Annotated in this window: 10 protein-coding genes; all 10 read right to left on the bottom strand. The window is 47.2% G+C overall.

Annotated elements, in window-relative coordinates; translation table 11 throughout:
- Positions 1-17: 17 nt before the first annotated feature.
- The 10 genes from T525_RS0103815 to T525_RS0103860 all read right to left on the bottom strand — a co-directional run bounded on the left by T525_RS0103815 (position 18) and on the right by T525_RS0103860 (position 13654).
- A complete protein-coding gene (locus T525_RS0103815) occupies positions 18-1289 on the bottom strand; it encodes a hypothetical protein (protein WP_027406115.1) in 1272 nt (423 codons plus the stop codon).
- 161 nt (positions 1290-1450) lie between these two features.
- Positions 1451-2086: a TetR/AcrR family transcriptional regulator gene (locus T525_RS0103820; RefSeq protein ID WP_027406116.1), complete on the bottom strand. Its 636-nt coding sequence runs from the start codon at positions 2084-2086 to the stop codon at positions 1451-1453.
- Between the two features lie 313 nt (positions 2087-2399).
- Positions 2400-4022 carry a methyl-accepting chemotaxis protein gene (locus T525_RS0103825; protein WP_198022611.1) on the bottom strand — a complete coding sequence of 541 codons (1623 nt, stop codon included), beginning with the start codon at positions 4020-4022 and terminating at the stop codon, positions 2400-2402.
- Between the two features lie 296 nt (positions 4023-4318).
- Complete coding sequence (locus tag T525_RS0103830; RefSeq protein WP_027406118.1) at positions 4319-5242, bottom strand: RluA family pseudouridine synthase; 924 nt, start codon at positions 5240-5242, stop codon at positions 4319-4321.
- A gap of 5 nt (positions 5243-5247) precedes the next feature.
- Positions 5248-7254, bottom strand: coding sequence for an NAD-dependent DNA ligase LigA (ligA, locus tag T525_RS0103835; protein WP_027406119.1), 2007 nt, complete (start codon positions 7252-7254; stop codon positions 5248-5250).
- Positions 7255-7275: 21 nt separating this feature from the next.
- Positions 7276-9573, bottom strand: a complete 2298-nt coding sequence (pcrA, locus tag T525_RS0103840; RefSeq protein WP_027406120.1) for a DNA helicase PcrA — start codon at positions 9571-9573, stop codon at positions 7276-7278.
- An 87-nt stretch (positions 9574-9660) separates the two neighbouring features.
- Positions 9661-10593, bottom strand: coding sequence for a manganese-dependent inorganic pyrophosphatase (locus tag T525_RS0103845; protein WP_027406121.1), 933 nt, complete (start codon positions 10591-10593; stop codon positions 9661-9663).
- An 85-nt stretch (positions 10594-10678) separates the two neighbouring features.
- Positions 10679-11161, bottom strand: coding sequence for a tRNA (uridine(34)/cytosine(34)/5-carboxymethylaminomethyluridine(34)-2'-O)-methyltransferase TrmL (trmL, locus tag T525_RS0103850; protein WP_027406122.1), 483 nt, complete (start codon positions 11159-11161; stop codon positions 10679-10681).
- A gap of 17 nt (positions 11162-11178) precedes the next feature.
- Positions 11179-12837 carry a dihydroxy-acid dehydratase gene (gene ilvD, locus T525_RS0103855; RefSeq protein WP_027406123.1) on the bottom strand — a complete coding sequence of 553 codons (1659 nt, stop codon included), beginning with the start codon at positions 12835-12837 and terminating at the stop codon, positions 11179-11181.
- A 235-nt stretch (positions 12838-13072) separates the two neighbouring features.
- Positions 13073-13654: a YSC84-related protein gene (locus T525_RS0103860; protein WP_027406124.1), complete on the bottom strand. Its 582-nt coding sequence runs from the start codon at positions 13652-13654 to the stop codon at positions 13073-13075.
- Positions 13655-13678 lie beyond the last annotated feature (24 nt).

Genomic DNA, 13678 nt, shown 5'->3' on the forward strand with positions numbered 1-13678 from the left:
TTTAAAATCTCTTTCATTTATACAGCTATTTTAGCTTCACCTACTACCTCGCCCTTGGCATTTCTTATGGTTCCGTCCTGGTGGTAGGTCCTGATAACCTTGTCCTCACGATTTACCAAAACCTTGTCCCCATCAGGATTTTCCTTAATTCTTCCCATGAGATTGCCATCAGCATCAATTATTGTGCCGGAAGCCTTGGTGAAAATAAGCTCGTTGCCGTCCTCCAACAAAATTCTGTCCGTATCCGTGGACTCATCATAAATTATTTCAGAGATATTTTCTCCATTCTCGTCCTTAATGGTTGTATGGTTCTCATCGTCCTCCCTAATGGTCTGAACGCCGCCATTAAAGAGGGTCTGGAAGCCTGTCTTCCCTTCGTATTTTTCGGACCCCACGTAGATTCCCCGCACAGCCAGGGTTGCCATGGAAGACTCAATTGCCGGGGAAAGGGCCGCCGCATTATCCACAAACCAGCTTCCCATATCCAGATTGGCCACATCCATTACTGTTGTCACCTGACTTGGCAGCTCCACAGTAGGAACATGAATGGTATTGTTTACCCCGTCAATGCCCGCAACGCCGTCGGTACCGTCTGCCAAAGAGCCGGAGAACAAAGTATCCCCTGCCAGGTCAATCTTAAGGAACGGCAATACAATGGCCATAACCACCAATGGAGTAAGACCGATTACGTAGAAAGCCCTGTCCGTGGTATAACCGTGATCATAAAGCCAGCCCAATAGTCTATGAAAGAAGAAGGCCAAAAACAGTGGCATTACATAGGAGCCCACATGAAGGGCCTCCTTGATAAAGCCCGTGGTGGCATTTACAGCATCAACACCCTGCTGGCCAAATGTTTCAACAGCAGTTTCCCCACCCGCATTAAAGAAATCCACAACTCTAAGGGTGGCCTGAACAACTATTGTTTCATAAAAGAAGGAATTGAATACCACCACCAAAAGATAGATGCCATAGGCGTATAGGCCAACGGATAAGGCCCGCCAATTATCTATAACGAAGGTGATGCGCATCAGGAAAAATATCAGTGCCAGACAGGCCACAGCGAAGCCCAGAGGCGGAAATATGGCCGTCAGTATAAACACCGCCAGCATTATCAATACAGATTTTTTCAGCACACCCATGGCTGTCATGGTGAAGAAAAAAAAGCTGAGAACAAGCCCCAAAATGGCGGAATTGGTGTCCAGGGCAAAGCCCAGGGAAAGCCACCATACCAATAAAAACAGATAATGCTTCAGCGTATATGTCCCCTTGCCATCTCCGGTTTTTTCCATGTAAAATCACCCCAAATCTAATGTGTTCAGAATAATTTCTTCCCTATTGTATTTCAAAATTTCTCCTAAATACAATTATAACGCAGTTACTCAGAATTTTCCTTCTAATTCAGGAAAAAAAGAATAACTGCGTTATCATTTTTTAAGCGTACTTTATTTTTTTAGGCGAAATAAAATTGCCATGCCTTATGAAGATGCTTTCTCAAAAATTCCAGGCCCTTCTTTTCATATTCCGGCTCACAATAGCATCTGTTCAAAACATTGGTTGCAGGGAAGGTAAGAACCTTTGCCACATAATCAACGTCAACCTTCTCCTTCGGCTTTCTCAGTTTAAACAAGCGCTCCACCAGATTACGGGTATGGCGCTCCGGTGTTTCATGAATTTTCTCAATGTACATGGTACGGGCCCGTTCATTGCGGAACTGCTCAATGGTGAGCAATTTTTTTATGCTCTGTAAGGTTTCATCATGAAGTACATTTTCAACTAACGGCATCAGATAATTGACAAAGGTTTCCTCATCCATTTGCTCAATATCAATGTCATCCAGATCAGTAACTGACAGGGTGTGCTCCTCGTAGAGCTCCTCCACCATGTCGGTGATGGCCTCCACGATCTCCTTTTTGCCGGTAAAATGCTTGTACAGGGACGGAGGAGTAACCTTCACTGCCGCAGCAATCATTTCCACACCAACAGCCTCATAGCCATATTCTGAAAAAAGCTTTAATGATTCTTTTAAAATTCTTTGTTTAGTATCTGTGCGTCTTATGATAATCAAATCCCTTCTTACATTAACCATAAAAACAAAACTTACTTATCCAGATTCCAATTTTAATTATACTTTGAAAAATAAATTAACACAAGAAAAAATAATGCTTTACACTATAAAAGCTAAAGTCATTTACTGATTTATTTTAAATTATTTGGTAAATGAATAATAGCCTAATTATCTAAAGGTATATTCCATTTTTTCATATATTAAATTTATTATTATTATGTAACTTCAATAAAATAAGCTCAAAAAATTATCATTATTTCAAAAAAAATTCCTGGGGAACCATCAAATCAATTCCCCAGGAATTTCAATGCTAGTATATTTAATTGGCCAAATCTTAGATTCTGAACTTGGTTACATAATTCTGGAGGGACTGGGACAGCTCAGCAAGGGAATTACTTGCTCTGGCTATCTCATCCATCATGGCGGCCTGCTCCTCGGTGGAAGCACTTACGCTCTGAGCCTCATCTGCGGAACGGTTACCCAGCTGAACCACGTTGTCCATGATATTCTGAATATCGTTGCAGACAACCCCGGTCTTTTCAATGGCCTTCAGTGATACATCAATCTGGTTGGTCATGTCTGTAATAAGTTCGGAAATCTGATCAAAGGCATCACCGGCTTCGGAAACAATCTTGGTTCCTTCCTGTACACCCTCGTTATTTTCCTTCATGGCCTGAACAGCCTTGATGGTATCGGACTGAATGGTAGTAATCATGTCAGAAATGCTCTTGGCTGCAATCTCGGACTGCTCAGCAAGCTTTCTAACCTCCTCTGCTACTACGGCAAAGCCGCGGCCTGCCTCACCGGCACGGGCGGCCTCAATAGCTGCATTGAGGGCCAGCAGATTGGTCTGGCTGGCAATATTGGAAATGGTCTCAATAACCTGAACAATATCCGCAGAACGCTGACCAAGGGCCTCCACAATAACGGAGGACGCATCAATCTGCTTGGACATATTGTGCATGGTATCAATGGCCCTGCGAACAGTAACCTGTCCATTTTCAACGCCCTTGAGACTGTTGTTGGCTGCAGTCTTCATATCGTTGGAATAGCTGGTAAGGTCACCCATATCCTGATTCATGTCAGTAACCTTGCCATTGGTATTTTCAAGCTCTCTGACCTGATTCTGATTATTTTCGGCCATCTTTACGGCACTGTTGGCAACCACCCGGATACTTTCACCAGTCTGGTTGGCAGTAGCCGTCAGCTGCTGGCTGGCAGCGGCAACCTGCTCTGCTGATTGGGCAATGTTGGACATCAGTGTTCTGATGGCATTCTTCATCTTGTTCGTATCGTGGGCCAAATGGGCAATTTCATCAGAACCGTCAATCTGAAGATCCGGAATACTGAGATCACCATTTGATACACTTTCCAGAGCACTCTGAACATACTTCAGAGGCTGAAGGGTATGACGAACAGCGAAGGTAACAACCACACCCATAATTAGGATAAGGATAATAGTGGCAATGGCCATGCTGGTCAAGAAGACGCTTGACATTGCGTCAAGGTCAGATGCAGGAACACCTACAAACAACATGCCGATAATTTTGTTACTTGAATCTTTAATAGGCTGGTAGCATACATAATAGTCCTTGCCCACAACCTTGGTTACCATGTTAACGGTTTCACCCTTGTTGAGTACCCGCTCTGCAACTTCCTCAGAGCACTTGGTGCCAGTGGCACGGGAACCGTCTTCCTTTTTAACCGTGGTGGAAACACGGGTATCTCCCTGGAAAATGGTAATGGCATCGCCGGTATACTCGCTGATACGGTCAATGTTGTCAGTTTTGCCATTGAGTACAACATCGCCCTTGTACAGCTGACCGTTCTTAATACTCCAGGCACCGGCGTACTTGCCCTCAATAACCTCCGCCAAGTACATGCCATCATCCAAGGCCTTGTCTGTAAGTGACTTATCAAATCCTGATACAGCATTCCGATATCCTAGAAATGCCATTGCCACACAGACGGCTATAATACAGATACTAAAAAATAAAATTGCTTTCTTTTGCATATTCATTATAATTTCACCCCTTTTAAAATTCCCCCTCAGCATGTGTCCAAGATTTTGACCATAGTAATGACTACTACTATCCTAATTATGAGTAAATATTTCTACACAAATATATATTTCCCTTCTTTTTTTTTAAAAAAAAAGAAAAATTTTTCCCATAATTTTATTCATAAAAAGTAAAAACACGTCATAAAAAAGATTTTATAACGTGTTTCAAAAAAGATATTTGAATATTATTCTCAGTCCCAGAAGGCTTTCAGTTTTTCAATGCAGACCACCATATCCTCAGGCAATGGGGCCTTCACTTCCATCATCTGCCCCGTTACGGGGTGCTGAAACTGAATGGCCGAGGCATGGAGGGCCTGGCGGTTAATGAGTCTTGAAGGGGTGCCATACATCTTATCCCCCAGAACCGGGTGCCCTGCATAATCCATGTGGACCCTTATCTGATGGGTACGGCCCGTTTCCAGCCACAGCTCCAACAGTGTGTTGGGCCCCACTTCCTCCACCAGCTTGAAATGGGTTACAGCAGACTGCCCCTTGTCATCAGCCCTGCGGCGGTTGCCCATGCCCGGCACCTTGCCAATACCCTGTTCAATGCGGCCGTCGGGATATTCATCAAGGATTCCCTTCCCCATTACTATTGCAGTATATATGCGGTGCATGGTCCTGGCCTTAAGCTGTGCCTCCAGCTTTGTCTGATATTCAGGCTTCTTGGCAAAAAGGACACAGCCCGTGGTATCGCGGTCAAGGCGATGAAGGGGACGAATGGTAATAATCTGTCCCTTATCCCGAAAATAACCAGCCAGAAAATTGGCCAGGGTGAAGCTGTCCGTCTGGCCTGTTGGATGCACCAGCATATTGGCAGGCTTGTTCAGCACTATCACAGCATCATCCTCATAAAGCACATCCACGGGGCCAATCTGGGGCTTTACACCAAAGGTGTCATCGGCAAACAAGCGAATGGCCACCATATCCCCGCCTTTAACCCGCTGCTTGGAATGGACGGGGCGGCCATTTACAAATACATTTTTGGAGCGAAAGAGACGCTGGCGGTTTCGGGAGGAAACCTTCATAACGGATTTAAGATAATCCTCCACAGTCATATCCCCGTATTTGTCCGCCACTATATATTTTTGCAATGAATTTTGATTTTTCTTCATTATAATTACTGTCCTATCATTTTTAGGAATTCAGCCTCGTCGATTACGGGAATCCCCAGCTCCTGGGCCTTTGTGAGCTTGCTGCCCGCAGCCTCTCCCGCCAGGACATAATCTGTTTTCTTTGATACGCTTCCTGCCGCCTTGCCCCCGTTGGCTTCAATAAGGGACTTGGCATCATTGCGGCTGAGGGTTGGCAAGGTTCCCGTTACCACCACAGTTTTTCCAGCCAGTATATCGCTGACTATCCCCGTGTCCTCCAGCACCATATTTACCCCCTGGTCCTTCAAACGGTTGATAATGTCAACATTAACCTCATCCCGGAAATAGTCATAAATGGCCCTGGCACTGATTTCTCCAATATCCCGGACCTCCATTACAGCCTCAAGATCAGCAGCCGCCAGGGCATCAATACTGCCAAAGTATAATATAAGCTCACGGGCTGCGGCCTTGCCAATGCCGGAGATACCAAAGCCTGTGAGAAGCCGCTGTGGCTCGTTGTTCTTGGCTTCCTCAATAACCGCCAGCACCTTGTCCGTGTTCTTTTCCTTGCCAATAATTCCCTTTTCAATGAGCTCGTCACGATAATTTTTCAGCTGGAAAATATCTGCAATATCCTTGATATAGCCTGCTTCGATAAGAGCCTTGATATTCTGCTCACCAATGCCCTTGATGTTCATGGCATCACGGCTAACAAAATTAATGATGTGATTTTCCAGCTGGGCCGGACATGATGGATTGATACACTTGATATCAGAGGTGTTTTCCTCCCTTATGGCCTTTGCACCGCAGGCTGGACATATATTGCCAATGGTAAATCGCACAGCCCCGGCGGGACGCTTTTCCTTCACCACTTCACGAACCTTTGGAATGATTTCCCCGGACTTGAACACCTTGATGGTATCCCCAATGCAGATATCCAGATCATCAATATAATCCTGATTGTGCAGAGTGGCACGCTCCACTTTGGTGCCGCAAAGCTGCACCGGCTCAAAAATGGCTGTCGGGGTAATGCGGCCCGTTCTGCCCACTGACAGTTCAATCTCCTTCAGAACAGTTTCCTTTTCCTCTGGAGGATATTTATAGGCCACAGCCCAACGGGGCACCTTGGAGGTGGCACCCAGCTGCTCTCTCTGGGCAAGACTGTTCAGCTTCACCACTGCACCGTCAATATCGTATTCCAGCTGGCCACGGGATTCGCCAATCTCATCAATGGCTGCCAACACTTCCTCAGCAGTATGGCAAACCCGATAATTATGAATTACCTTGATGCCCTGCTTCTTCATAAATTCATAAGCCTCGGTGTGGGTGGCAAACTCAATGCCCTCAGCAGTCTGAAGGTTGAATACGAACATGGAGAGATTACGCTCCTTGGTAATACGGCTGTCCAGCTGTCTCAGGGTTCCCGCAGCGCAATTGCGGGGATTGGCAAAGGTCTTCATGCCCAGCAGCTCCTGACGTTCGTTGACCTTTTCAAAGGCCTCACGGCTCATATAAACCTCGCCACGAATCTCAAAATAAGGAACCTGCTCCTTCAGCTTCTGCTTAATATCCTTTATAACCCTGGCATTTTCCGTAACGTCCTCCCCCTGGACAACGCCGTCACCACGGGTAATGGCCTGGGTCAGCTCCCCATTGCGGTAGCGAAGGGCAAGGGAAAGGCCGTCAATCTTTTCCTCCACCACAAACTCCGGATTGTCCAGCTGCTCCTGCAATGAGGTAACAAAGGATGTTACTTCTTCCTTTGAGAAAACGTCCTGCAGTGAAAGCATTGGCACATCATGGGCCACCAAAACACCGGCCTCACGCTTGGCTATACCTCCTACCATCTGGGTTGGTGATGTTTTGGTAATAAGCTCCGGATACTCTGCCTCCAGCTTCTTTAATTTAAGCATAAGCTGGTCAAATTCGTAGTCGGAAATCTCCGGGGCATCATTGTTGTAGTACAGATTGCTATGATATTTTATTTCTTTTCTTAGAGCCGCCAGCTCTTTTTTTATCTCTTTAATATCCATTTTGAGCCTTCTTTAATATAATTAAGCTTTCTTTATAGGGGCGTATTTCAGCATCAGCATCTTGACTCCCTGATTTGGGAATGCTATCTGAAGCTGGGTGTCATCACCGCTGCCCTTTACAGCCACAACTGTTCCAGTGCCAAACTTGCCATGGACCGCCTTGTCCCCCGCCTTCCACTCTATACTGGTATCGGGCTTTATAGGGCCGGATGGTCTAAGAGCATCCATGGCAGACATGGACTGACCCTGACGATTGGCGCTGCTGCCCTGGGAAAATCTTGGCATATATGAGCTGACCTGGCCCCTGTTATTTCCATAGGCTCCATAGCTGTTGCCAAAGCTGCTGCCCCCAAACATTCTTGGTCCTCTGGCAGAAAGCTCCTCCTTGTACTGTGGCGGAATCTCCTCCAGGAAGCGGGAGGGATCATAAACTCTTGTCTGTCCGTAAATGGTACGCATGGAGGCATAAGTCAAAAACAGCTTCCGCTCAGCTCTTGTAATGCCCACATAGCAGGTGCGGCGCTCCTCCTCCAGCTCCTCAGGACTGTCGAGACTTCTGGAATGAGGGAATATACCCTCCTCCATTCCCGCAATAAATACCACAGGGAACTCCAGACCCTTGGCTGCATGAAGGGTCATCATGGTAACCCTGTCCGTAGCCTCCACGGTCTTGTCAAGGTCTGTAATAAGGGAAATATGCTCAAGGAAATTAAAGAGACCAGTCTCAGTTTCCGTCTTTTCAAAATCCTTGGCCACACCCACAAATTCCCGGACATTTTCAATGCGGGAGGTATTGTCCTCCCCCTTCTTTTTGTCCGCCTTCAGAGCCTCAATATAGCCAGTTTGGTCAATGATTTCCTCCATAAGCTGGGAAACAGTCATGCTGTCCTGCTTGTTCATAAGATCCAGCAGGAGCATGGAGAAAGCACCCAAAGGATTTTTGGTACGGGCAGTAAGGCCCGGAATTTCATTAAGGATATCCGGATTGGCAATTATCTCAAAAAGTGAAATTTCCTTTTCATTGGCATAAGCCGATAATTTTCTAATGGAGGTATCACCAATGCCACGGCGTGGCACATTGATAATGCGCTGGAGACTTTCGCTGTCAAAAGGATTTGACAGCACCCGCATATAGGCAATAATATCCTTGATTTCCATACGCTCATAGAATTTCAGGCCACCAACCATGGTATATGGCATTCCCTGGCGCATAAAGGCTTCCTCCAGTATACGGGACTGGGCATTGGTTCTGTACAGCACTGCCATATCCCCATAAGGAGTGTTAAACAAGGTATTTTGCTTAACGATGTTGTCCAATATAAATCTTGCCTCGTCCCGTTCATCGGAGGCCAGATAGGTGGTGATTGGGTCTCCCTCGGTGTTGTCAGTCCACAGCACCTTTTTCTTTCTGTTGGGATTATGCTCAATAACCGCATTGGCCGCCGCCAAAATCTTCTTGGTGGAACGGTAATTTTGCTCCAGCATAATGGTCCGGGCCTCAGGATAATCGCTTTCAAAATTAAGGATATTGCGCATATCCGCACCGCGCCAGCCGTAAATGGACTGGTCCGCATCACCCACCACACAGAGATTGTGGTGTCCCCCGGCCAGAAGCTTGGTAAGCTCATACTGGGCCCCGTTGGTGTCCTGGTACTCGTCCACCATAATATATCTGAAACGACGCTGATAGCGGGTTCTGATTTCCTCGTTTTCCTCCAGTACGGAAACGGCCACCAGCAGCAGATCATCAAAATCAAGTGCGTTATTTGAGCGGAGCTTGCTCTGATAAAGGGTATAAACCTCGGAAACCTTCTGGTCGAAGAAGGTGCCATTGGTGCGGACGTGCTGGGAAAAGGCCACAGGCCCCATCATCTGATTTTTGGCATTGGAAATAGCCCCCAGAACAGCTCCTGGGGAATACTGCTTGTCATCGAGATTCATTTCCTTAAGGCACTTTTTCAACAATGACTGGGTATCGCTGGCATCATATATAACAAAATTTTTCTGATAAATGCCAGTAGCCTCTATCTCACGTCGTAAAATACGGGCACAGAAGCTGTGGAAGGTACTGAGCCATATATCCTTTGAGCCAATGCCAATCATGCGGTCAACACGTTCCCGCATTTCTGTGGCCGCCTTGTTGGTAAAGGTAATAGCCAAAATGCTGTATGGCGATACACCATGGTCTAAAAGATTTGCAATACGATGGGTCAGAACTCTGGTCTTTCCGGAGCCTGCTCCCGCCATTATCAAAAGTGGTCCCTCAAGGCACTCCACCGCTTCCCTTTGGGCGGGATTCAATCCACTGAAAATATCCAAGGTTATCCTCCTAGTTGTTGATGAAAAGAAATAACCCCTCCAGCACATATTTAAGCAATAAAAACGGGCTGAAGGGGTACAAGTCACTTAGAATTTTGCAGCAGCCTCAGTAAGAGGAGGTACAATCTGCTTTTTACGGGACATTACCCCTGGCAGATGAATGCAGTCACAATCGCTGCCAATATCCTGCTTGAAGGCATCTGCAATGAGCTTCTTAGGCTCCCCGTAGAATACAAGATCAGTGGATTCCTCAATAATATCGGTAACCATGAGCATAATAAGGTTGTAGCCTTCCTTATCGCAAATAGCCTTCATGGCAGCGGTAATATCAGCCTTCATGTCCAGAACCTCAGCAGTGTCCATAACGGAAATCTGGCTTACAAGGGCCTTGTAGCTGCCGAAGCTGAATGGCTTGGAATCAGTCTTGGCAATCTCCTCAGGAGTCTTGTCGCCAACGCCGGCACCGGCCTTCAGCATTGCCATGGCATACTCGTGGAGATCAACCTCGGCAATCTCAGCCAGCTTCTCAGCTGCATCGTGATCCTTGTCAGTGCAGGTTGGGGACTTATAAAGAACAGTATCGGACATAATAGCGGACAGAAGAAGGCCTGCAATATCCTTTGGAATAGTGATGTTCTTGTCCCAGAACATGTTGGCAATAATAGTGGAAGTACAGCCAACAGGCTCAGTGTGAACAAAGAGAGGGCCTGCAGTATTAAGACCGCCGAAACGGTGATGGTCAACGATTTCCAGAAGCTCTGCATCAGCAAGACCGTCAATAGCCTGGGCCACCTCATTGTGGTCCACCTGGATAACCTTCTGGCCAGCTTCAACCTTGGTTGCCAGAATTGGGGCAGCCACATCGAAATAATCCAGTGCGTACTGGGTTTCCTTATTGATTTCACCGCAACGGATAGCAGTAGCATCCTCTCCCATGGCCTGCTTCAGTGCTGCATAGGAAATAGCAGCGCAGATGGAATCGGTGTCAGGGTTCTTGTGTCCTACAACATAAATACTCATTTAAAATTTTCCTCCTAAATAATATGGTAATGACCTCATCCGTCAGCCTATCGGCTGCCACCTTCCCCAGAGGGGAAGGCTCTAATTAACTTCTCGGTCCCGGCCCAACCTGCTGGAGATTTGCATAATCCAGCTGGCGCATGGCCTCATAGGCCACTATTGCCGCAGAATTGGACAGATTCAGTGAACGGGCACCTTCTATCATTGGAATACGAAGGCACTTTTCCCAGTTTGCCTTCAAAATAGACTCCGGGATACCGGCTGTTTCCTTGCCGAAAACCAGCATGTCATCAAGCTGGAAGGTGGCTTCGGAATGGGCTCTTGGGGCCTTGGTGGAACAATAATGGAAATTATTGTTTGGATATTTGTCCAGCACCTCCTGAAAATTTTCATGGACGTGGACCTTCACCATGCTCCAATAGTCCAGACCAGCCCGTTTTAAGTGCTTGTCGTCAATTAAAAAACCAAGGGGCTTCACCAGATGAAGCTCAATACCGGTGGCCGCACAGAGGCGGGCAATATTACCGGTGTTGCCGGGAATTTCCGGCTCAATAAGAACAATATGCATTTACAAAACCTCAAAATTTAATCAGCTGTCACCACAGCACCCTTTGATGCAGAGGTGGTAAGCTTGGCATAGCGTGCCAGATAGCCATGCTTGATCTTTGGCTCCGGCTTCACCCATGCTGCCTTGCGCTTTGCCAGTGTTTCATCATCTACACGAAGCTCCAGCTTGCGATTTGGAATATCAATATCTATAATGTCCCCGTCCTCAATAAGGGCGATAGGACCGCCGGCCATAGCCTCCGGGGATACGTGACCAATGCAGGCACCACGGCTGGCTCCTGAGAAGCGGCCATCTGTAATAAGGCCAACCTTCAGGCCACGGCCCACTATAGCCGCAGTAGGATTCAGCATCTCCTGCATGCCAGGACCACCCTTAGGGCCCTCGTAGCGGATAACCACCACGTCACCATCGTGAATGTCACCATCCATAATGGCATTTACAGCATCCTCCTCGGAACTGTAGCACTTGGCCTTGCCGGAATAAACCAGCATGTCCTCAGCCACTGCAGAAGCCTTCACAACGGCATTTTCAGGGCATAGATTTCCGGAGAGAATGGCAAGACCGCCCTCTGGACGATATGGCTCCTCCACAGTCTTTATTACATCTGGGCGAAGAATCTTGGCATTGGCAATGCGATCTGCCACAGTGCCGCAGACAGTAAGGGCGTCAGTGTGGATAATGCCCTTCTTGGACAGCTCCTTCATAACTGCGGAAATACCGCCAGCCTCGTTCAGATCCACAATGTGGTGATGTCCCGCAGGACTGAGACAGGCAATATATGGAGTACGATGGCTGATTTCATCAAACTTCTGGGCTGGCAGCTCAATGCCCGCCTCATGGGCAATGGCAGTGAGATGAAGCACAGTGTTGGAAGAACCGCCGATACCCATATCCACGGTAATGGCATTTTCAAAGGCCTTCTGTGTCAAAATATCCCGAGGCTTAATATCCTTCTTCACCAGCTCAATAATCCGCTCGCCGGCTCTCTTGGCCAGGAGTCTGCGGGCGCCGTTGTAAGCAGCCGGAATTGTGCCGTTTCCAGGAAGGCCCATGCCCAGAGCCTCAGTAAGGCAGTTCATGGTGTTGGCAGTAAAGAGCCCCGCACAGGATCCACAGCCAGGACAAGCCACAGCTTCAATGGCCGTCATATCAGCCTCGCTGATTTTCCCCGCAGCAAACTCACCTGCCGCCTCAAAGGACTGACTTACGCTGATGTCCTTGCCACGATAACGGCCAGGCAGCATAGGACCGCCGCTGACAACGATACAAGGAATATTGAGTCGGGCTGCTGCCATTATCATACCTGGAACAACCTTGTCGCAGTTTGGAATAAGCACAAGTCCGTCAAAACCAGTGGCCATGGCCACTGCCTCAATGGAGTCAGCTATCAGCTCACGGCTGGCAAGTGAATATTTCATGCCTGTATGACCCATGGCAATACCATCGCAGACACCGATTGCAGGGAACTCCATAGGAGTACCGCCAGCTGCGGCAACCCCCAGCTTGGCTGCTTCCGCAATCTCCTTGAGATGAATATGGCCTGGTATTACTTCATTAAAGGAATTGCAGATACCAATCAATGGCTTCTTCAAATCCTCAGGGCCAAAGCCCATGGCATTAAACAGGGAACGATGGGCGCAACGGGTGGCGCCTTTTTTTACAACATCTGATCTCATAAATACACACCTGCCTAAATATATAATTCTCACGTGATTACTAAGTCACATATGATTTATTTTATCATATTTCGGGTTCGTTTAAAACTGTATCTTATCATTTACCTTAAGCAGAAAATGGTATCAATAAATCGGGTGGCCTTTCCCATGTCAGGCCCCGCCGTACATAAAAAAATCCTGCTGACCAGTCATTGACCAACCAGCAGGAACCATACTTATCATTAAGCCACATCTGTCATTTCTTATTCAGATTCTTGTCTGCATAAATCTTAGTTCCCTTAATTGATACATCCAGGGTCAGGCCCTTTTTCGTCATCTGATACACCCAGATTCCTTCTGCGGCAATGGAGGCACCTTCAAGGGAATCCCCTGTTACTCCGTCATTGGCGGCAGCCTCCGCAGAACCGGCAAACTTAATATCCCCGGAAATAAAATCCCTCCAGGCCTTTTCCGTGCCAATAACAAAAATAAGGTCGTATTCCTTTATCCCAAGGCCGAGACCCAGTCCCACTTCCTTCATGCGCATGTAGACCTTTTCCCCGGTTTCATTATTTATGGCCAATCCCCTGCCGTGGGCATCACCAAAGAGCCCAAGCTTCATGCCCGTATTGCTAAGCGTTGCATAGGCGTAACAGTTTTTGATAACCCTTTGAGACGAAGGTACCTTTTCATACAGATTATTAAGGGCTGTCACTGACAAAGCGTCGATTTCTCCCCGTTCCTTGTCAATTTTCTCCTGACTTGGAGCAGCGAAGGAAGTGGCCGTCATAAAGCAGACCAGAAGAGCTGTCATCAACAGTACAAATAATTTTTTCATACACATCCACCTCAGTTCCATATT

It is taken from the genome of Anaerovibrio sp. RM50 (assembly GCF_000622005.1).
Classification (GTDB): Bacteria; Bacillota; Negativicutes; order Selenomonadales; family Selenomonadaceae; genus Anaerovibrio.

Bases quoted from the DNA above. Each gene is read 5' to 3' on its own strand.
- T525_RS0103815 (WP_027406115.1), bottom strand. From the start codon at position 1,289: ATGGAAAAAACCGGAGATGGCAAGGGGACATATACGCTGAAGCATTAT.
- T525_RS0103820 (WP_027406116.1), bottom strand. From the start codon at position 2,086: ATGGTTAATGTAAGAAGGGATTTGATTATCATAAGACGCACAGATACT.
- T525_RS0103825 (WP_198022611.1), bottom strand. From the start codon at position 4,022: ATGGCATTTCTAGGATATCGGAATGCTGTATCAGGATTTGATAAGTCA.
- T525_RS0103830 (WP_027406118.1), bottom strand. From the start codon at position 5,242: ATGAAGAAAAATCAAAATTCATTGCAAAAATATATAGTGGCGGACAAA.
- ligA (WP_027406119.1), bottom strand. From the start codon at position 7,254: ATGGATATTAAAGAGATAAAAAAAGAGCTGGCGGCTCTAAGAAAAGAA.
- T525_RS0103845 (WP_027406121.1), bottom strand. From the start codon at position 10,593: ATGAGTATTTATGTTGTAGGACACAAGAACCCTGACACCGATTCCATC.
- trmL (WP_027406122.1), bottom strand. From the start codon at position 11,161: ATGCATATTGTTCTTATTGAGCCGGAAATTCCCGGCAACACCGGTAAT.
- ilvD (WP_027406123.1), bottom strand. From the start codon at position 12,837: ATGAGATCAGATGTTGTAAAAAAAGGCGCCACCCGTTGCGCCCATCGT.
- T525_RS0103860 (WP_027406124.1), bottom strand. From the start codon at position 13,654: ATGAAAAAATTATTTGTACTGTTGATGACAGCTCTTCTGGTCTGCTTT.